At 61.2% G+C, this 19,649-nt stretch carries 22 protein-coding genes and 1 pseudogene; 10 read left to right on the forward strand and 13 right to left on the reverse strand.

Annotated elements, in window-relative coordinates; all coding sequences use genetic code 11:
- Positions 1-38 precede the first annotated feature (38 nt).
- A pseudogene (locus A3Q37_RS22535) lies at positions 39-734 on the reverse strand (AAA family ATPase); the annotation flags it as partial.
- A gap of 59 nt (positions 735-793) precedes the next feature.
- On the opposite strand from A3Q37_RS22535, the gene A3Q37_RS22540 reads away from it, so the two are divergent.
- From A3Q37_RS22540 to A3Q37_RS35895, 8 genes are all read left to right on the forward strand, one after another.
- Entirely contained in the window at positions 794-2,344 is a 1,551-nt protein-coding gene (locus tag A3Q37_RS22540) for a recombinase family protein (RefSeq protein WP_141693590.1), read from the forward strand.
- Positions 2,345-2,674: 330 nt separating this feature from the next.
- Positions 2,675-3,001, forward strand: coding sequence for a hypothetical protein (locus A3Q37_RS22545; protein WP_141693591.1), 327 nt, complete (start codon positions 2,675-2,677; stop codon positions 2,999-3,001).
- Between the two features lie 174 nt (positions 3,002-3,175).
- A complete protein-coding gene (locus tag A3Q37_RS22550) occupies positions 3,176-3,664 on the forward strand; it encodes a DUF3846 domain-containing protein (RefSeq protein ID WP_065487448.1) in 489 nt (162 codons plus the stop codon).
- 241 nt (positions 3,665-3,905) lie between these two features.
- The gene (locus A3Q37_RS22555) at positions 3,906-5,348 is read left to right on the forward strand and encodes an SGNH/GDSL hydrolase family protein (protein ID WP_141693592.1); all 1,443 of its coding nucleotides are present in this window, start codon (positions 3,906-3,908) and stop codon (positions 5,346-5,348) included.
- Between the two features lie 962 nt (positions 5,349-6,310).
- Positions 6,311-8,320, forward strand: coding sequence for a type IV secretory system conjugative DNA transfer family protein (locus A3Q37_RS22560; RefSeq protein WP_176711485.1), 2,010 nt, complete (start codon positions 6,311-6,313; stop codon positions 8,318-8,320).
- A 118-nt stretch (positions 8,321-8,438) separates the two neighbouring features.
- Entirely contained in the window at positions 8,439-9,263 is an 825-nt protein-coding gene (locus A3Q37_RS22565; protein WP_065487450.1) for a replication-relaxation family protein, read from the forward strand.
- Between the two features lie 74 nt (positions 9,264-9,337).
- Complete coding sequence (locus tag A3Q37_RS22570) at positions 9,338-9,565, forward strand: helix-turn-helix domain-containing protein (protein WP_065487451.1); 228 nt, start codon at positions 9,338-9,340, stop codon at positions 9,563-9,565.
- Positions 9,565-10,959 carry a site-specific integrase gene (locus tag A3Q37_RS35895; RefSeq protein ID WP_079137933.1) on the forward strand — a complete coding sequence of 465 codons (1,395 nt, stop codon included), beginning with the start codon at positions 9,565-9,567 and terminating at the stop codon, positions 10,957-10,959. Before A3Q37_RS22570 ends, A3Q37_RS35895 begins: the two co-directional genes overlap by 1 nt.
- Here A3Q37_RS35895 and A3Q37_RS36845 read toward each other — a convergent pair.
- From A3Q37_RS36845 to A3Q37_RS22595, 9 genes are all read right to left on the reverse strand, one after another.
- On the reverse strand, positions 10,943-11,461 hold the full coding sequence (locus A3Q37_RS36845) for a hypothetical protein (RefSeq protein WP_141693593.1): 519 nt from the start codon (positions 11,459-11,461) through the stop codon (positions 10,943-10,945). The two genes, A3Q37_RS35895 and A3Q37_RS36845, sit on opposite strands and share 17 nt — an antisense overlap.
- 3 nt (positions 11,462-11,464) lie before the next feature.
- The gene (locus tag A3Q37_RS36850; protein WP_141693594.1) at positions 11,465-11,800 is read right to left on the reverse strand and encodes a hypothetical protein; all 336 of its coding nucleotides are present in this window, start codon (positions 11,798-11,800) and stop codon (positions 11,465-11,467) included.
- A gap of 50 nt (positions 11,801-11,850) precedes the next feature.
- Positions 11,851-12,528 carry a replication-relaxation family protein gene (locus A3Q37_RS35900; protein ID WP_079137934.1) on the reverse strand — a complete coding sequence of 226 codons (678 nt, stop codon included), beginning with the start codon at positions 12,526-12,528 and terminating at the stop codon, positions 11,851-11,853.
- Between the two features lie 124 nt (positions 12,529-12,652).
- Positions 12,653-14,851 (reverse strand): type IV secretory system conjugative DNA transfer family protein, encoded by a 2,199-nt coding sequence (locus A3Q37_RS22580; protein WP_141693595.1) that lies wholly within the window; start codon positions 14,849-14,851, stop codon positions 12,653-12,655.
- 6 nt (positions 14,852-14,857) lie between these two features.
- Positions 14,858-15,016 (reverse strand): hypothetical protein, encoded by a 159-nt coding sequence (locus tag A3Q37_RS37310; protein WP_176711484.1) that lies wholly within the window; start codon positions 15,014-15,016, stop codon positions 14,858-14,860.
- 139 nt (positions 15,017-15,155) lie between these two features.
- A complete protein-coding gene (locus A3Q37_RS22585) occupies positions 15,156-15,377 on the reverse strand; it encodes a hypothetical protein (protein WP_065487454.1) in 222 nt (73 codons plus the stop codon).
- Between the two features lie 37 nt (positions 15,378-15,414).
- On the reverse strand, positions 15,415-15,549 hold the full coding sequence (locus tag A3Q37_RS37945) for a hypothetical protein (protein WP_255311906.1): 135 nt from the start codon (positions 15,547-15,549) through the stop codon (positions 15,415-15,417).
- Positions 15,550-15,554: 5 nt separating this feature from the next.
- Positions 15,555-15,797 (reverse strand): hypothetical protein, encoded by a 243-nt coding sequence (locus A3Q37_RS22590; RefSeq protein ID WP_065487455.1) that lies wholly within the window; start codon positions 15,795-15,797, stop codon positions 15,555-15,557.
- On the reverse strand, positions 15,798-16,130 hold the full coding sequence (locus A3Q37_RS22595) for a hypothetical protein (protein WP_065487456.1): 333 nt from the start codon (positions 16,128-16,130) through the stop codon (positions 15,798-15,800).
- A 173-nt stretch (positions 16,131-16,303) separates the two neighbouring features.
- Between A3Q37_RS22595 and A3Q37_RS36855 the strand changes: the two genes are divergently transcribed.
- Both A3Q37_RS36855 and A3Q37_RS22600 read left to right on the forward strand, forming a co-directional pair.
- A complete protein-coding gene (locus A3Q37_RS36855) occupies positions 16,304-17,113 on the forward strand; it encodes a hypothetical protein (RefSeq protein ID WP_141693596.1) in 810 nt (269 codons plus the stop codon).
- A 134-nt stretch (positions 17,114-17,247) separates the two neighbouring features.
- Entirely contained in the window at positions 17,248-17,724 is a 477-nt protein-coding gene (locus A3Q37_RS22600) for a hypothetical protein (RefSeq protein ID WP_065487457.1), read from the forward strand.
- 168 nt (positions 17,725-17,892) lie between these two features.
- Here A3Q37_RS22600 and A3Q37_RS22605 read toward each other — a convergent pair whose 3' ends face one another.
- From A3Q37_RS22605 to tmk, 3 genes are all read right to left on the reverse strand, one after another.
- Positions 17,893-18,138 (reverse strand): hypothetical protein, encoded by a 246-nt coding sequence (locus tag A3Q37_RS22605; protein WP_065487458.1) that lies wholly within the window; start codon positions 18,136-18,138, stop codon positions 17,893-17,895.
- Between the two features lie 44 nt (positions 18,139-18,182).
- On the reverse strand, positions 18,183-18,773 hold the full coding sequence (locus A3Q37_RS22610) for an ATP-binding protein (RefSeq protein ID WP_065487459.1): 591 nt from the start codon (positions 18,771-18,773) through the stop codon (positions 18,183-18,185).
- Positions 18,774-19,031: 258 nt separating this feature from the next.
- Positions 19,032-19,637 carry a dTMP kinase gene (gene tmk / locus A3Q37_RS22615; protein ID WP_218064567.1) on the reverse strand — a complete coding sequence of 202 codons (606 nt, stop codon included), beginning with the start codon at positions 19,635-19,637 and terminating at the stop codon, positions 19,032-19,034.
- Positions 19,638-19,649 lie beyond the last annotated feature (12 nt).

Below are 19,649 nucleotides of genomic sequence, written 5' to 3' on the forward strand. Positions count from 1 at the left end.
CTGCGCGCGCCGCCCGGACGGGCCGGTGAGGGGCCGCGTCACGGCGCCGCCGACTCGTACATCCTCGCGATCACGGCCTCGATGTCCGGCTCCCGTACCGACAGGTCCACCAGCGGGTAGTCCGCCGCGATCCGCGCCACCAGCGGGGCCGCCGACGCCGCGGCGGGGAACGCCAGCCACTGGCGCGGGCCCTCCACCTTCACCGCGCGCAGGGCGGGTTGGCCCGCCCCGTCCGCCGACTCCAGCTGGATCGGGGGGAGTTCGCTCTCCAGGTCCACCACCAGCATGCGTTCGCTCTCCCCCGCCTCATGGAGTCCGGCGACCGAACCGTCGTACATCAGACGGCCGTGGTCGATCACCATCACCCGGTTGCACAGCTGCTCGATGTCGGTGAGGTCGTGCGTCGTCAGCAGGACCGTCGTCCCGCGCTCGGCGTTCAACTCCTTCAGGAACTGCCGCACTTTGGCCTTGGAGATCACGTCGAGACCGATCGTCGGCTCGTCCAGGTACAGCACCTCCGGATCGTGCAGCAGCGCCGCCGCGATGTCCCCGCGCATCCGCTGACCGAGCGAGAGCTGACGTACGGGGACCTCCAACAGCTCGCCCAGATCGAGGAGTTCGACGCAGCGCTCCAGATTCTCCCGGTAACGCCGGTCGGGGATGCGGTACATGCGGTGCATCAGCCGGTACGAGTCACGCAGCGGCAGGTCCCACCAGAGGGTCGTCCGCTGGCCACAAAAAATGCACTTGCGAAGTGGTTTCGTGTTACAATTAGTAACGAAGGAATCACGCAGTGCAGCAGGTCGCATCAACCACCGGTTACGTAGAACAAGCCCTCCGCCACGACTATACGGGGATGAATTTCGGCGTCCTCGTGCGCCTGTCGTTCGAGGCAAAGAAGGGCACCGACTACAAGGCTTCACCTACGCGCGGCGCGGAAATCAATAACCGCCTCGAACAGGTCAGGATCGCCACCGACTACATCGAGGAGCGCGGCGGCAAGGTCGTCCACATCTACGACGAGCCGCACACGTCCGCGTGGAAGAAAAAGCCTATCCCACAGCCGGACGGCACGGTGAAATGGCTCGTAGATCGGCCCGTCTTTGACGGCGCAATCCGAGACCTGAAGAAGGGTCTCGCTCCCACCGGCGAACCGATTCATGGTCTGGCCGTCATCGCTGACGACCGCTTGGCGCGAGACCCCCGACACATGGAAGACGCCAAAGAGGTCGTTGAATACCACGACCGCCCCATCATCGACGTGAGCGGTCTGCTCGATCTGCTCACCGAGGGCGGCCGTGAAGCCGCGCCGTACATCGTCCAAGCGTCGGCGCGGTACTCCAAAGCCATCTCCATGAAAGGCAAGATCAGCCACAAGTCACGGGCACGCGCCGGTATTCCGGCGGGCGGTCAACGGCCGTTCGGCTTCATGGAAGACAAGCGGACGCACAAAGAGGACGAGTCCAAGCACCTCAAGACGACGGCGGGTTGGCTGCTCGAAGACAAGCTGAACATGCACACCGTCGAACAGAAGTGGTTCGATGCTGGGTTCCGTACCTCCAAGGGCGGGTGCATCCCGAAGAAGACCATCAAGAACATCCTCCTGAATCCGCGCATCGCTGGAATCCGCACCTACCGGCAGCCGGACAAGCCGCTGTGGGAGCGCTACCTCCTCGACGGCGACGGCAACCCGGTAAAGGGCCAGTGGGACGCCATCCTTGAATGGGAAAGGTGGCAGAAACTTGTCTCGCTCCTTACGAGCGAAGACCGTCCATTCGCCGGTCAGTATCAGGGAGCCGTTAAGTACCTGTACTCGCTTGCCCTGCGCTGCGGTGAGTGCGGCGGACGAATCAGCGGACAGGCGAAGGAAAATAACCGCTTCGACTACGCCTGCAAGAACCCTGGGTGCGGCAAGGTCGCAGGAAGCGGTAACGCAATCGACGATCTTCTGACCCCTATAGTCCTGGGCGTCCTGTCGCAGCGCTCCGTCAAGGTAGAAGCCAAGGAGTGGGAGAAAGCCGACGAGCTACGCGAGCTGGAGGAAGAAAAGAACGCGCTGCTTCAACAGGCAAAAGAGTTCCCGAAGCAGGCAGCGTACGTGTGGCCGCTCGTGGGCGAGAAGGACGAACAGATCAGGAAACTCCGCAAGGAAAAGACGGCGCACGACCGCAAGCACACAGCACCGTCCATCACAAACGCCGTTGAGCGGTGGCCTGGGCTTGAACTGGAGCAGCGACACGCGCTCATCGCCGAGGTTTTCCAGTCGGTCATCCTGCATCGAGCCAAGAAGGGGAGCAACCGCTTCAACCCTGAGCGCCTGGAGGTTATTTACCACCAAGAATAGTGGCGACGCGCTGCCAGCGCTTACCTGAAAGCTTCGGCGCTCGGGCAAGCTGCAAAGCGATCCAGTCCTCTGCCTTCATCGGCCGGGGACTGGATTTTTTTATGCTCCGCGATTGATGCTTCGCCGATGACTGACTTTCGAGTTTTGTGCTTGGCATTGAATGTTCTCCGCTTATGTTCTCATTGTACTCCCCTCTCCGTTTTTTGTGTTCGTTTCGGTGTTGTAGTTCCATCAAACTCTATGGATTAACCCCTTATGAAAGCGCATAAATGGATGCAGGGCCAGGAACAAAGACCGGCCCGGAACCTACAAAACCGAGTGGAGCAGAAAGTGGCTATCGTAAGCCAGAAGGTCTCAGACCTCAGCGGTAAGCAGGGTGACGACAAGCAGTTCGCTGCGGTCGTCGTCCGACAGCACCCGGAGATCGACCAGCCGAAGGCGCTGGACGTGCTGGTGCCGGAACTCAAGCAGTTCCCGGACATCGGCGCGGACCTGGTGATCCTGGAGATCTCCATGCCCAACGGCAGCAAGCAGGACGTGTACGTGTCCCTGGAGGAGTTCAACAAGGCCGCCCCCAACATGAGCGAGGTCCTGAAGAACGCCCGAGGCACGCGCGGTCGGCTGCCCGGAACCCGTGTCGGCAACGGCAACGGGTAATCCCATTCCTCCGCCTCCCGCCAACGCTCCCGGCGGTTGAGGCGGAACCCCTCGCCCTGGTGACCGTGCAGGTCATCAGGGCGAGGCTTACTCACCTCTTTCGTGAGCTGCCCACCGGAGCGCAATTCGGCGCTCCGGTGAATCAGTCCCACGAGCGAGAAGGTATGTGGTCGCGTGATAACGGGAATCTTCGTCCCCGAGGACGAGACAAAGGAAGTCCGGTCCATCGAGATCGACGCGGAGAGCGTCGAGGACATGCAAGAACTGCTTGGTGGACAGTTTCATGTGCTGAACACCAGCACCCCGCCGGCCTCGCTGTTCTACAACGACGAATGGAGCGTCAAAGGACTGCCGCTCAACCGCCGCGCTTCGTACCTCCTGTGGCTGCACGCCAAGCACTACCGCACGGCAGCGGTAATCGGCGGGGATGCTCTCCTCACCGGTCCCGCTGATAGGCGGGGTATCACCAAGTCCGTGCCTGATGGCATGGTGAGCCTGCTCCTCGAAACCGAAGCGTACGCGGTGGAGTTCCTGAACAACCCGCGGAGCCCCTACATCCGGGACATGCTCACCTTCACCGAGTGGCCGGATGCGTATGAATACGCACTCACCTTGGTTCGTCGGTTCATGCACCTGACGGATGTGCGGGTGGTGCGGGCGTAGAAAGTCGCAGTTGCATCGAGGGATTGCCCGCTACCTATCCGGTAGCGGGTTCTCCTTTTTAATTGCACGCATACCCCTTATGCTGTATTTATTCGAACCTTTATGTTATAAACAATTTGGCTCTTCAAGAGAAATAAGAGACACCGAGGGTGGTTCGCCGTAATCCGGCTGAGCCGCCCTTTTTTGCGTCTCCGCACGTTCAAAATCCGAATCGAAGTTCGCAGAAAGAAGGTGAAGCGCGGTGCGTCAAGCATCACGCAGACCAGCAGTCCTCGTACTACTGGTGTTGGTCGCATCGCTGCTCGGGGTCATCACCCCGACCGCAGCGTTCGCCTCCAGCGACTACGACAACGTCGTGTACGCCAAGGAGCAGATAGAGATTCCGAATTGGGTCAACAACCAGTACGAGTATCTCGATGTTTCCTCGAACTGGTACAACTACGTTCAGACGGGCGCCGCGAAAGACTCGCTCGATGACGCTCGCGACAACGGCGGCCACTGGATGTTGGTCAACGGTCAGGACGACCTGTCCATCATCTGGAGCACTGACCCGTCCGTCTCCACGTCGTTCTTTTACGCCTACGGTCAGCCCTCATGGGGCATAGCACCCGGCTCAAGCAACACGTGGAACGTCATTCGGCTCAGCGCACAGAACGGTGTCGTTTCACAGACATCATTCTTGAACCAGGCCGGGCAGAATGTCATCTATCTCGGCAACAAGCCGAGTCCGATCCCGCGCACGGGACTAGTGTTCAGCACCTACCCCAACACAAGCGCGCCGGGCTACGAAGGCGAGCCCATTCCGACGGGTCCGCCCCCGGCAAAGTACGTCGCCATGGGGGACTCGTATTCGAGTGGAGAGGGCAACTCGCCCTATGAGGCTGGCACGGATCGGGACAACTCCAATCTCTGCCACCGCAGCATGACAGCTTACCCCCGTCAAGTTCAGAACACTTTCAACCTCGGAGCTACGGCGTTCGTGGCGTGCTCGGGGGCGGTGTCGGACTACATCATCAACGAGTACAACCAGGAGAACACAGAACTGCCGCAAGCGGCGTTCGTGTCCAGCAGTACCCAGCTCGTCACCATCACCATAGGTGGCAATGACGTCGGATTCGGCGACGTGCTCGCAACGTGCACACTGTCGACGACTGAGTCTGGGACGACAGAAGAAAAGCATCAGATCGAACACGATGCATGCATCCAGGCGATCGAAGATGCGCAGACTGCCGCGAGTAGTGCCGCCCTTCAATCCAAGCTCGAAACGATGTTCTCGGGAATCCGGTCGCTCGGTGGCTCGAATCTCCAGGTCGTCGTGGCGGGCTACCCCAACCTGCTCCCTGAGTTCACCGACATCACGGGAACCTGTGTGTGGGGAGATGGATATCCGAGCACCTCGGGACGAACGGTTGCGAGCGACGAGGTCCAGGCAGCGCGACAGTTGCACGACGATCTCAACGCTACGATCGCGGATGCGGTCTCGGCGACAAATGATGACCACGTTCACTACGTGGACCCCTCATCTGCATTCGCCGGACACGAATTGTGTCGATCGAATCCGTGGCTCTACAACGTGATTCCAAACCTCGACACGGTCTACCAGAGGGGGTCCTACCACCCCAACGCGTCCGGCCAGACGGCGTACGCAAGCGTCATTGAAGCGGAGGTGAACAGCTTCTCGTAGATCCGCAAGTGAACCTGCGGTTCCCTGAAGAGCCACGCCCCCAGGGAAACTTGGGGGCATCTTCATGCTATAGCATCAAGGTTTCATTTTTAGAAGCCGTAATGTTATTATTGATGGAGTATGGTGAATAGCACGACAGACAAAAAACTCAAAAAACGATCGAAGCGTGACATCGTTCTCCTGTATGCACTAGTAATCATTATCCTCATTGTCCTATACTTCGCCGTCAAGTGGTCAATCGATAACCTGCTATTTCGAGACTTCTTCAAGAGTTATAAGTTCTAGGCTTCCTTTCGGGGAAAAGTAATATGGCGCGCCGCGCCCGTTAGTGGGATGGAAGTGTGATGGCTTTCGGTTAGACCTCTCTTGTCGTATGCCTCCTCGCTTCTGTGAAATGCCTTAGCTCCTCAGCAGTTGAACAGTTCAAGCATTCTGTGTCATCATTAGGTATGGGCCATTCGAGCCGTTCGTCTTTACGCCGACAGTCGTTTCACTGTCATGAACTCCCCGGGCGAAACCATTCGCTTCGGTGTTGTAGCTTGCGCTTAATCTGTTGAACGAACTGTGCTACGTGTCCATAGTGAGAAGTAAGAGCGCGTACGTACGGCGGTGAACGCCGTGTACGGGAACGCTCACTTCCCCGTCACCAGTGTGCAGTGCAAAGCATTCCGCCGACGAGATCCCTCGTCAGGCTGGCTTAGTAGTGCCCACTTTCGGAAGTCAATCCAAACCGAAAGGAGGGAGATATGCCTACTAACGATAAGAACCCACGAGCCAGAGGAGCGCCACCTACCGGCCTCCGCTGGTCCGAAATTTACTTTGACCGCGAGTTGAGCAGGGCAGACGTTGTCCGAGGACTTCAACCACTCGCCTACCGTCCTCATGTCGGATGGAGCAGAAAAACACCGGTCGTCGTCTTTGAACTCCGAGCGACGTCCCGTTCGCTGCGCTGGCTGGTCGGCATGGACGAGCGCATCAGCGAGGAACTACCCGGCCAGTTGCAAGCCCAGCTTCCCGGCCTGGTCCTCGTGCCCCTGCCGAAAGGACGGCCCGGTTCAACCACCGTCGCCGCGAAGGTTCGGCCGACCAGCCTTACCCGGCCGCTCCGTGTGGACATGGCATCCAGCGTGAGCGCCGGACTGGCCGAAGCCGTGAGCGGTTTACGGCGCGGGGAAAGCGCCGTCGTGCAATGGGTTGTCGGCCCAGCGCAGCAGCGCGTGACGCGTCCGGAGCCGTTCAGCGTGGCCCGTGCTCTGGGAATGGTCGCCGTGGCTCAGGTGACGGCTCAGGACCGTAAGGAGTGGCGGAGCAAGGCCGCTGAGCCGCTGCTTGCTGTCCGAGGAACCATCGCCGCGCGAGCCGCGACACCGGGTATGGCAAGTGCGATCGTGCGCACGCTGGGCGAGTCGCTGCAACTGGTCGGCAGCGGCAATGCTGAACTTGCCGTTCATCGTCCCAGCCCTCGTGACGCGCACCAGCTCGACCACGTAAGCGGTCGAGGTATCCGGTGGTCCGGAACGCTCAACGTGGCGGAGCTGGCGGCCGTGCTCGGCTGGCCGGTAGAAGGAGCCGGAGCACTACGCACGCTGCGCGGACGCCAGTACCCGGCACCTTCCGATCTGCTCGTGCCGGTGGGTGCGCCAGTTCCACGCGCGGACCGGGTGCTCGGCGCCGGCCTGCACCCAAGTCAGCCGGATCAACTGGTCACGCTGCCGACGGAGAGCGCCCTTCACCATCTGCACGTCGTCGGGCCGACAGGAAGCGGTAAGTCCACCCTGCTCGCCCGGCTCATCACGGCGGACATGGAGGCCGGGAAGAGCGTGCTGGTCATCGAGCCCCGCGGGGACCTCGTAGAAGACGTGCTTCAAGCCGTCCCGCCGGCGCGGCGCCAGGACGTCGTCATCATCGAGCCGGGCCGGTCGGCTCAGGTCGTCGGCTTCAACCCGCTCCGCGGACGAGCCGAGGACGCCGAGGCCCGCGCCGATCACCTGCTGCACCTGTTCCACGCGCTCTACGACCGCAGCATCGGCCCGAGGAGCAGTGACGTTCTCCTGCACGCGTTCATCGCGTTGGCCCGAAGCACCAACGGCACGCTTGCGGACGTTCCGGTCCTGCTGACCAACGCAGCTTTCCGCCGCCGCATACTCGCGGAGGTCTCAGACCCGCTCGTCCTCGCGCCCTTCTTCGCCTGGTACGACACGCTCTCCGAGGCAGAGCGCCAACAAGTCATCGCGCCCGTGCTGAACAAGACACGGGCGTTCTTGACCCGCACCGCCATCCGCCGCTTACTCGGCCAGGCCACCCCGCGCTTCTCTATGGACGAGTTGTTCACTCGACCGCGCATCGTCGTGGTGAACCTGAACACCGGCGTCATCGGGGAGGAGACGGCCGCCCTGATCGGCGCGCTCCTGCTGACGCAGTTCTGGGAAGCGATGCAGCGCCAGGCGTTGACCCCGGCCGTCAACCGCCGCCCGGTCATGGCCGTAATCGACGAGGTACAGAACTACCTCCACTTACCGGTGGACCTGGGCGACATGTTCGCCCAGGCGCGCGGCCTTGGCGTCGGCCTGACGGTTGCTCACCAGCACCTCGCCCAGCTTCCCGCCCGCATGAAGGCGGGCATCCTCGCCAACGCCCGGAACCGCGTGGTCTTCCGCCCCAGCGTCGAGGACGGAGCGCCGTTGGCCGCCGCGCTCGGTGGCGAGCTGAGCGCGCAGGATCTCGCGCTACTCCAGGCGCACGAGGCGTACGCCGACGTGCTGACGTCCCACACTCCCCGCCGGCCGTTCCTGGTTCGGACGCTTCCACCGCGCACCGCGGCGGCCAGTGATCCTGCCCTTCTACGCCGCGAGAGCGCGGCACGGTTCGGCACGGACGGCCCGGCCCTGGACGACGAGCTACGCCAACGCTGGCAAGGACAACCCACCACGCCCGACGCACCTATCGGCCAGAAGCCACGGAGGCAGGCATGACGGGCTGGTCGCCTGCTTCGCCTCGACCTTCGTTCCGCGTTGGTCGCGGTAGCCGCTTCTCCTCTGTCGTCGTCCCGTTTGTGCCAAGGAAACTCTCACCGTTACGAGGTATCTCACGATGAGGTCAGCTCGTTCTACCGGCGGCCAGGTCGAGCGGCTGCGACGGCGACTCAGCGAGCGCGACGCGTCGCTGCTCGGCGCCCTTCACCGCGTGCGCATCCTGAGTCTGCGGCAGATACAGCGCCTGCTTGTTGCAGATGGTTCGCCCGCTGCCCGGACTCGGCGCACGCAGCTTTGGATGACCCGGCTTACCAAGCTCGGCGTCGTGGTCAGGTTCTCCCGGACCATCGGAGGGATACGGGCTGGCTCGTCCGGCTACATCTACGGACTGAGCGGGCTTGGTCAAGCCGTCCTCGGTGTCGGCGGCCCGGCCGGAGGCAAGCGCCGCCGTGTCTGGGACACCAAGCCGTACTTCCAAGACCACATGCTGGCCGTCGCTGAACTCTACGTTCAAACCGTCGAGCAGCACCGCGAAGGTCACGGCGAACTACTCGCCTTCGACGCTGAGCCGTCAGCCTGGCGGCACTTCACCGGTCCCGGCGGCGAGCTGGTCGTCGTCAAGCCGGACGCCTACGTGAAGCTCGGCACGGCCGCCGTTGAACGCAGCGCGTTTGTCGAGGTGGATATGACTACCGAGGCACTGCCGACCATCCACAAGAAGAACGGCCGGTATGTGGATTACTGGCGTTCTGGTGTCGAGCAGCAACGGCACGGCGTCTTCCCGCGCGTTGTCTGGCTCGTCCAGAACGTCCAGCGGGGCCACAAGATCCGGGACGCCATCGGGAAGCTCGCCACCGACACCCGCGAACTCTTCCACGTCGGTCTCATCGACAAGGCGGCGAAGACACTCGCCGGAACGGAGGAGTGCCCACTATGTACGTGATTTTCCACAGGGGTCGCGGCCCACCTGGGCATTCACAAGCAGCACAAATTGAGTTACAACAGAAGGAGGAACATATGGAGGAAAAGAACTTACAGACCAACCAACAGCCGGCCACGGGCTTAGAACCCGAGCTTCTTACCGTGCGGGAAACGTACCTCAGACTACGGATCAGTAAGTGGAAGCTCTACGACCTGTTCCGCCGCCGACTCATCGACTCGGTGCAGATTGGTAAGCGACGGTTCGTTACGCCTGCTGCTCTCCAGGCATACATCCAGCGAATCACGCGGGAGTCTATGGCCTGATGGCTCGCCGTAACTCCAACGGCGAGGGCACTATCTACCGGCGTAAGGATGGGCGGTATGACGGTGCGGTCTACGTCCTCACTACTAGCGGAACACGGAAGCGGGTGCGCGTCTACGGCGCGACCCGCGCCGAGGTAAGCAGGAAGCTAACCGAAGCTAAGGCTAAGAATGACCAGAGCATCCCAGTCAGTGATAAACCCTGGATGCTCGGCGACTATCTTGACTACTGGTTAAAGGCCGTAGTCAAACCTAACCGACGCCCCGCAACGTACGCTCAGTGCGAGACGATCGTTCGGCTATATATAAAGCCAGGACTCGGCAAGAACCCCATCAATAGGTTGTCTGTCGCCCTTGTGCAGCGCTGGGTTAATGAACTGCTTGGCGGAGGGCACTCGGTCTCAAAGATTCACGTTATCCGCAAGGTTCTCAGCGCGGCTTTGACGCGGGCCGAACGCGAAGAGCTGATTGCGCGCAACGTAGCCCGTCTGGTCGAGCTGCCACCTGAAGAGCGGAAGGACGTTAAACCGTGGAGTGCGGAGGAAGTCAGTCGGTTTCTAGAAGCCGTAAGCTCCCATCGTCTATACGCCGCATACCTGATGCTCTTCTATGGATTAAGGAAAGGAGAGCTTCTCGGCCTGCGTTGGCAGGACATAGATGTTGCCAACTCAAAGATCCACATACGGCAGCAGTTACAGCGTGTGGGGCGAGAGATTCTTATCGGCCCCCTGAAGACAACCAAGAGCCGACGTGACTTGCCTCTGTTAGAGCCTGTGAAACAAGCACTCGCCGCATACTACGAAAAGTACGCGATAGAGGGAGCCGACTTAGTCTTCACAACGACCGAGGGAGGTCCGATAGATCCCGGCAACTTCCTGCGCGATTTCAAGAGGATCTGTGGAAACCATGATCTTCGTGTCATCTCCGTTCATACTATTCGTCACACAGTTGCAACCCTCCTCAAGAGTCGCCGTGTGCCAGACCGAGACATCCAGTTAATCTTGGGGCACTCTCGCATTGTCACGACTCAAGAGGTGTATCAGCACGACGATGATGAATCACGTCGCGCAGCCTTGCAGGGCCTCGCCGGTTCTCTTCTAGACCCCACTCACACAAAAGCAGCCCGGGACGTTCGTCCTGGACTGCCGTGGAGTTTCATTGACGGCAACGGTAGCCGTCGACTTAGCCGTCAATTCAACAATCTTGTTGACGGAGATACAACAGATAACTTTGGTGGAGCATATCGGATTCGAACCGATGACCTCTTCCATGCCATAACAAATCACGGCAGTGCCCTTCAGCGTGCAACAGAGGTGAAGCGAACTTTGGAAGCACGCAAAAGGGCGTGGATGTTGGGTGTAGTTGCCGTCAACTTAGCCGTCAAAATTTTGAAGTAAATACGGCTGCGGCAAGACAAATAAAGCTCGTCCAAATGAGTATCCAGGCGGTGGGTCTTCCGTACTCCCGCAACCAACCCGACTTCGGGAACTCTAGAGGATGCTTCAGTCGGTATTCTGTCAGCTTGCTGTGTTGTTGTGGTTTCATTTCCGCTAGCTCATCACCAAGGAGCAGGATGTCGAGATGTCTACCTTTAAGAAATGTCTCACGTTGCATGGCCTGGCCGATGAGTTCCAGTCGTGTGAGATAGCTAAAGTGGAGAGCAAGACCAGACATGAGAGTAGAAGCGTAGATCCATATGTCAGTTGATAGGTGAAGTTGGAGAGCTGTCAGGCTTGCCGCTAAGAGTGCGAGACTGAAGGTGCTCATATCTCTGATGAGTGAGACCTCCTGCGCGAGAATCATCTTATTCTCCGAGCTGAACATCTCATACTCGCGCTCAAGCATCTTGTATTGAGTCGCGGCAGCCTGTTCTAAAGATAATGGATCACTCAGGGGCATCGTCTATTTTGTTCTCCGCCCAGGCCGCTCGCCCATAACTTGAACTATGGCCTCTTTGAGAGCTTCTATGCTCTCGTCATCATAGTTGCCAATTGCGTCAAGCTGACCACGCATGCCTAATCCCCGCATAAACATGTCGGTAATGCGCTTCGATTGTCGGTAGTCGTACTGCGTATCTAGGACATGAAAGAAAGCATCCAATGCCCGCCTCGTGCCCACTTCTTCAATTAACGCCATCGAAAAGGCATCCATTGTGGCGTGCGTTAAGCGCCAGTCCTGATGTTTCTTATAAAGCCACGCCAGGATCACGATTGATATGATTAAGAGCGTAAGTATCATGCCGTTTATTATGACACATTGCTGCGTCTCGTTAATGAATCGACATGCATTCACAACCTCATCAATGCTGGTACAAGTTCGCTAAACATAAACACCCGCACCATCTCGCGCCGCTCTTCAGGGAGTCGCCGGAACAGTCGCTCCAGCTCTGTCCTACGGCCAGGATGCACCACCACGAACACCACATACGGGAAGAACTCCTCTTCACTCGCCAATGCGGCCTGCCAATAGCCGTTCAGCTTCTCCGTGATCCGCTGAGGTCGTTCTGAGCCAAGGTCGGCTTCCAGGAAGTAGCTGCCGCTCCGCTGCTGTCCTGGGAAGTCCAAGGAAACGAACAGGTCAGCCCGCACTGGAGGAACTGAGACTTCTACCGCCCATTCCTTGAAGCTCAAGACACCTGCCCTTTCGGCCTGCCGCAAGGAGACGTACGTATCTGCGATCAGAAGCGCGTGATTACTGACGTTCGGCGCTGGGCGGCTTTCTGCGCCGACTAGAACGCGGCCATATCTGCCGAGCTGATAGACGTAGGCGCCGGCGCCTCCTTGGTCGCCGCTACTTCTCCTGCCGACCCGTGCGAGATAGCCGAGTCGAACCAGCCGGGAAAGCACTCGGTCCGGCACGCTGTGGGACCGGTCGGCAAAGACGAGTTCGCTTATGTGGGTCGAGGCGAGTTGAGAGAACTGCTCAACCAGCCGCACGACTTCAATGTCTCGGGTAGTGAGCTGCATGGGTGGGTCCTCCTCGCAGTGATAAGGGCCGGTACTCCCGCAGGTCAGAGGTGGCGCAGGTATAGGCGTACGCCTACGGCTGGCCTACGGGGTTCGCCTACGGTCGTGGGGTACTGGTGAATGATTAGCGGGGTCCACCGAACCGGGGCCTGCGGGTAGATCGAGTCGAGGCCGGCCTGGCGCCGCGGCGCTGTTGGATCTCGGCTTCTACTGCGCTTACTGGGCGGCCGTAGGTTTCCTGGGAGTGGGCGCGTGCTTCGTCAGCGAAGCCGGTTTCTTCTACCGGTAGCTGTGTGACCGCAGTAAGGGGAGCGCTGACGCCGGAGTGAGTGGCGAGCTTGGCGATCACTTCAAAGCGGCCCAGGTGGATGATGTCGTCTTCGGTCACACTGCCGCCGAACCCGCGAGCAAGGTTCTTGGCCTCGTCGCCAGACGATTGGAACGCAATCTTCGAGCGGGCATTAGCGTCCGTTGCGTCTTGGAGTTCACGGCCGAGCTGCCCGAGGTACTGATGAGCTACGGTCATGGCAAGGCCGAGCGAACGGGCCTGGGCGAACATGTCGGCCGGAGCGATGGGCAGTGCCAGAAAATCCTGAAACTCGTCCAGATACAGCATGGTTGGACGAGCGGGATTAGCGGCCCCGCCCTGCACCGTGCTCCAAACTGAGTTAAGGAGCAGGCTGCCGAGCAGTCCGGCCGTGTCCTTTCCCTCGACGGCCTGGCCGAGGTTGACGAGAAGAATCTTCTCCTTGCGGATGATGGTCCGGATGTCCACCGTGCTCATGCTCTGTCCGATGATGTTCCGCAGCGACCGCCGAGACGTGAGCTGCCACGTCCGATCCATGAGCGGCTTGAAGTAGAAATCCCGCTTCGACTTCGGCATAGCTCGAATGTCTGCCCACCACGACGCCAGCTCCTCGACCTCCGACACACCCTCGATGACCCGATCCGAAAACTCCTGTTGCGTCGCCGTCGGCACGGCCAGCGGTTGGATATCCGCGAACGTCAGTTTCTCCGTGATGCCGGTGGTCATCATGAGCGTGAGCACCAGGTGGTAGAAGCCCTGTCGCACGCGGACGCCTCGGGCGTCCTGCGGATACAGATGGTCGAATAGCCGCTGCATGTCGGCGGCCACCACGTACGGGCTGCCCTGCAAGATGTTGAAGCCCACTGGGTTTTTGGTGTCGGTCACGTCCAGGAGGACGACGTCCTTCACGCGATGTTCCGGAACGCGGGCCAGAGCTTCGGCGAAGAGGTCACCTTTACTCTCGATAAGGATGATTCCCCGGCCCGCCTCCATGTCCTGAGCTATCAGGTTGGCGAGAAGTACCGTCTTCCCGCTGCCAGTTGGGCCGACGACATGCAGGTGTTTGGCCGACTCCACGTAGTCGAGCGCGACCAGTCGTTCCGCTCCAGGGAAGTTGGATCGCCCGATCACCCTGCCCCGCCTAGGAATCGAAGCAGCGGCAACGAGCTGGCGCGTGCGCCGCCCCGGAAGTCCGGCCACATGCGGTGAACCGAGCGGCCACGCCAGAAGTGCGGCCAGCTCCGACGCGGCGAGCTGCATTGGAAAGAGCGTCGGTGCCTCGGCGGACTGGACCCGCTGTACGATCCGGCTCGGGAGCCCAACGCGTTTCTTGAGTCTGTTGGAAGCCGTGCCCGCGCCGGAGAGGCTGGTCCGCACTCTCCCAAGCAACCGGCCGGCCTCGTCCTGGTTGGCGGCCTTCACGGCAACGCGCAGCAGCGCGAGGAAGTTCGGCTCGCTCAGCTTGTCGCGGCGGTCGGTGATTTCGTCCCACCTACCGTCGCCTTGCAACAGCCCAATAACTCCGTGTTCTCGCTTCCTTGGTGGTGCCGGTGATCGCTCACGGAGCGCGGGCGAGACCACCCACTGAAGAAGCACCGCTTCACCGCCGCGCAGCCCTTGCAGGCTCGCCAAAATGGACGTCGAAAGACCCTCGGCACTCACGACACCGAGCCCGCGTCGCGGGTCCTGCTGACCTAGCTCCACCGCGGCCGTCCATTGGTCGAGCGGTTCCTCCTCGCCCGCCGGCGTAGCCGTAGAACCGGGGATAAGGGAGCGCAGCTGCGGGACGACGAAGTCGGCCAGACCTCCTGGTGCGCGGAGCCGGTAAGAGATGCCGAACTCATCCGCCCGGACCTCGAAGACAAGGCTCGGCACACCAAGCAGGCGCCGCGGCCCGGTGAGAAGCGTGCCGCTCACCGAGCGCAGCCACGTCGAGATGGCGTCGGCTTCAAGGTTGGCCGGGAAGCTCAGATGAAAGCTGCGTCGGTCTGCGGGCCGCGGTGCCATGATGGTCACTCCCTTTCACCACTTGAACATGCGGTAGTAGATGAAGCCGAGCACCAGCACGACGGCGGTGGCGCTGACGAGGTACGGCACGAGCGGTTGAACGGCCCACCACAAGACGCGGAACGTCAGGGCGGCCAGTAGCAGGGTGAGCAATATGCTCCGGGCTTTCTTCACGTTTCCCTCCTGGGAGTTGGTGCCGCCGACCAAACACACCCGCCGGCGGGCAGTTAGAAGGGGGCGCATCTTGGCGACACGCCCCCTTCTGGTGGTCGAGGTGGCTTCGGCCTCGCGGCTGCCTTCCTCGTTCGCACCTTCACCGGCGGGGGTAGCCCTGTCGTTCCTGTGCGATCCGGTACACGACGTCGTCCATCACCTCGTTGTCGTGGAGGTAATTGCGGACGTCCCTCTCGATCAGCCGCGCCCGGCGGCGGTGCTCGGCTCCTCCAGCACCGCCGCGCCGGTAGAAGACGTACGCCCCGATGCCGACCGGCGTTCCGAGGATGACGAGCACCCAGATGAATCCCAACCACGCCATGACCCCTGCTCCTTCTGGTTGTTGGTATTCGAGAGCTTCATGCCGCCACGTAGCAGGTGCGGCAGAACGAATTGCCGCCCCGGCCGTAGCGCACGGTCCTTCTGGTCTGGCTGTGCAGCACGTACCGCACGAACCAGGGCCGCAGAATGAGCGCCCAGTACCTCCACGTCATGACGACTACCTCCTACTGCGGTCGTGCTTTGAAGTGGTGCCTCGGTTCTTTCGGGCCACGGCCCGCATTTGGCGCATCGTGTCGTTCTTACGAGCGCGCATCTCGGCGTACATCTCCAGCGGCGTTGGCCCTGCCTCGTCCTTACGTTCCTTCCGCTCGGAGAGGGTGACGACGATCCACGCCACTCCGAGCGGAAGAAGGACGAGAGCGAACAGCGCCACGCTGCCGATCACGTCGGAGAAGGACATCTACCGACTCCGGCCCCGGCCGAAATCCCGGATGTCGCGGGCCGTGGTGCGGGCGTACTCCTGGACGATCGGGATCAGGAGAGACGCAACGTACTGGTCTTCGCCCGCCAGTTCACGGGCGAGGTTGGCCACGTCGGTGACGTCCTGCATCCCGTCCTCGGTCAGCTTCTTGCGGAGCATGGCCTTCAGCTCCTCGTGCTGACCGTGCGCCGCAAGCTGGAACAGCTCGATGTCCGCCCGTTCTACGGCCGCCCGCTGCCGCCTGGTCGGACGCCGGGCCATCTCGCCCCGGCGTCCTCCGCCACCTCCGAAGAGAGCCAGTTCGTTACCCATGACCGCCGCCTCCTTGTTCTCTTCGCGGGCACGTGCGTGCCTGCGTCATCAAGGTGTGACGGAGGGCGGAGGACAGTACAGGACAGCAGGACGGACACTTCCTTTGTCCTCTGGTGTCCCGTGCTGTCATGGGATACTGACCAGCACTGATGCGCTAGTTCGGAGGGAGCCACGTGAGCGACGTTGAGAAGCTGGTGGCGGCGTTCAAGGCGCTCCGCAACGACATGGGGCTGACTCCGGAGAAGCTGAGCGACTACGAGGGTGGTTGGCTTCTCGACCTGCTGCTGACTCCTGGCGACCCAGACGCCGGGCTCGGCGTGCTCGCCGCGTTGATTGAAGCCATCCCAAGTGAAGAGTCCGCTTCAATTGTCGGTGACTTTAGCCGTCATAGAAGTAAAAGAGCGGTCGCTAAGGCGGTTGGCGTAGCCCTCGCAATCGGTACTGACGATGACGGAAAGGACTTCGCGTCCCACGGAACTCTAGTAGCCCGCCGCGACTGGGCCTGCGGAGTGAAGCCCTACGCACCCAGAGGGGAATGCTTCTTTCCAGGCGGCATACCTCGAACGCATAACCGCTGGGAGGACGACAACGGCTTCCCTGCCCTTGCTCGCCTTATCTTGCACCGCAGAGCCGTAGCTGAAAAAGATGCATTCCAAGCGCAGGCTCACCGTAACCTCAACTCGGCAGGTCATGTCGAGCCATTCAGCCCCGTAGTCGCAACCATCCCAGAAAGGGAACCTGACACCGCTTCCCCTCTGCCTACCAATGCGACCCCCTCGGGATCGCGCTTTAACCGCATGAAGAGCTGGATCAACAGCAGAAGAGGAGACTACTTCGACAGATTCGACATGGTGGCAGACCATCTGACGCGAGGAGAGCGCCTCTTTTTCTTTGCGACGCTTATAGGACTTCCCTTCCTTGGTGGTGCGGCTGCCGCGTTCGCTTTCATTGAGATGCTGCATTCAATACATTTGACCAAATAGTCTAAATGTGCTATAAATAAGAAGAATCGCTTTTAGCGGTCGCACCTGTACCTCAACTCTTCGGATGCGGCACCCTGTCTACCTAATTGGCTGACAGTGTGCCCCACCCGAATCGAGCCAACGAGGTACACAACATGTCGGAACTCATTTCTTCTGACACCGGAAAGCCCCACCGCAAGAACGACCTGCGCAATCTCGGCTTCGAGCCGGGAACTGTCGTCGTCGACCAGAGGTGCGGTTTCACCCTCGATGACCTCAAGACGGCACTCTTCAGTTCGACGTACCGCGATCCGAAGACCCTGCCGGTCGCACTGCCCGAGGGGCGCACCGTGAAGGTCGCCGTTTCCTTGGCAGAGCCGCGCTACGCCGTCGATTTGATGACGATGGACGATGACGACTACCACGGCCCGGTCGCCTTCTACCCATACCCGGACTGGTACATCGAGGGCTGGGTGGACGACGGCATAGCCACGGCCACTGCCCAGGGCCTCCGCGTCCGCATGTACGTCTACTACGGCGGAGATCGTCCCGACGACTCCGACTTGGTAGAGATGTACGCCCAGATCATCCCGACGAGCGGCACGACGGAGGGCGACATCTTCTGCGTGTAAGCCTGATCCCAGACGACTGAGTCCCGACAACCGCCACCCCGACCCCGCGCAAGCGAAGAACACCCCGTGTCCGCTGCGCGGTCGGGGTGTTCTTCGTTGTGGGGCTTTGAACTTGTGCTGTCGCCGTAGGTGGCGACCTTCAAGGGTCGTCTGACACGTAAGGCGGCATCACTGCCACTCTCCCGGCGTCGCCACGGCGTAGTTCGCCGTCGTTACACGAAAGCGCTCATGACCGGTGTCGCGGACGTGCTCCGCGATCCACTTATTCAGCTTGTCTCTCTCGACTTCTTCGCCCGACCGCGCGCCGCAGTCGGCATCGTCTCCGGTGACGCACTCGGCGCTGTAGGTCGGTTCGGCGGTGTCATCGGTGCGGATGTCGTAGTTGCGGAAGCGGAACGTCTTCGAGGTGCCCATGCCTGCTCCTGGGACGTCGGTGGATGAGAGGACGCTTGGAGCAGTCACAGCCGCTCGCGCAGCCCGACGAGGACACGTTCAAGAAGAGCCGTCTCGACCAACTTGAACGGCCCGTCCTTGGGCGGTCGGACCGCCTTCGGCACTCGCTTCGGAAACGCGGGTGAGCTGGGCATCGAGTGCGGCGGGGAGGAAAGCTCGAACTCAGCCCAGACGATCTTGCCGCCCGCCGGCGGTTGGAAGATGCCCCACCTTTCACTCAGCGCCTCGACCAGTGGAAGTCCCCGCCCGTTCTCGGCGTCCGCGGTCGCGTCTTGTTTCTCGGGTACATCGGCGCTGCCGTCCCACACCTCGATGTACAGCCGCGTGTCTATGACGCGGAGCTGTACGGCGATGATGTGGTGCGCCTTGATGTCTTCCCACTTGGGTTCGGCGTCGGTGAGGCCGGTTGCCTTGATGGCATTGGTCGCCAGCTCGCTGACAACCAGCTCGGCGTTGTCGATGTAGTCGGGTAGCTTCCAGCAGTCCAGCATGTGCCGGACGAACATTCGAGAACAGCTCACCGCCGTGAACACGGCCGCAAGACGGAGGCTGGAGACCAGGAGGAAGGAAGGACGTTCGGTGGTCGGTGCGTTCACGGCGGAGTCTCCGTGCTGGAAGGTCGGGCCGGTGGCAGGAGCGGAGTCACCGCCACAGGCCCGACCGGTTCTTTGGCGCGTCTCAGCGCGCAGGGACGCGCTCAGCGAGGGCGACTCGCTGGCACGGGAAGGCACAGCCGCACACGGCGCACAGGCCGTGGTCGTCGGTGTGCTCGTTCACGACCACCGTGGCAAGCGCGTTGAGTCCATCGCGCTCTACGGCCAGGCGCTCGGGAGCGGTCGTTGCAGTCACGCCGCTTACGTCTCGCTCGGAGCGAAGAAGCTCAGGAGGCGGTCACGGATGAACGCGGCCGATTTCTCGGGCGGCCCCTGGTTGCAGTCCACCCGCAGGACATCGAAGCCCGCTTGTACCAACCGCTCCGTGGCCTGGCGGTAGAAGTGCGCTTCGACGTGGCTGCTGCCCGGCGAAAGCTGGAAGCGGTTATGCGCTCCCCGGTCGTGCAGCCGTTCCGAGATGACCTCGGGGTCAGCTTCGAGGATGACCGCGAGGTCGGGACGTTCCACCTCGGCGTTGAGGTTCCAAAGGAACGCCGGGTCCACCCCGTCGAACCGCTGCATCACCAAGGCGGACGGAAGGTAGCGGTCACTAATGACCGTCTGCCCCGCCTCGGTGTGCTTGCGGACTTCCGTCTCCACGTGGTGGTAGCGATCCGCCGCGTACAAGCACGCCAGGGCGTGACCGGTGACGGTCTCGGTCAACTCGCGGCAGAGCTGACCGATAGGACCGGTGGACGGCTCGGCAGTCACGTGCACCTGTTCGCCCGCCGCAACGAGCATCTGGGCCAGGTGGTGAACGATGGTGCTCTTGCCTGCGCCGCTGGGGCCGTCCACGCTGACGAACATGCCTCGGTCGTG

It is taken from the genome of Streptomyces sp. PTY087I2, from assembly GCF_001687325.1.
Lineage (GTDB): Bacteria > Actinomycetota > Actinomycetes > Streptomycetales > Streptomycetaceae > Streptomyces.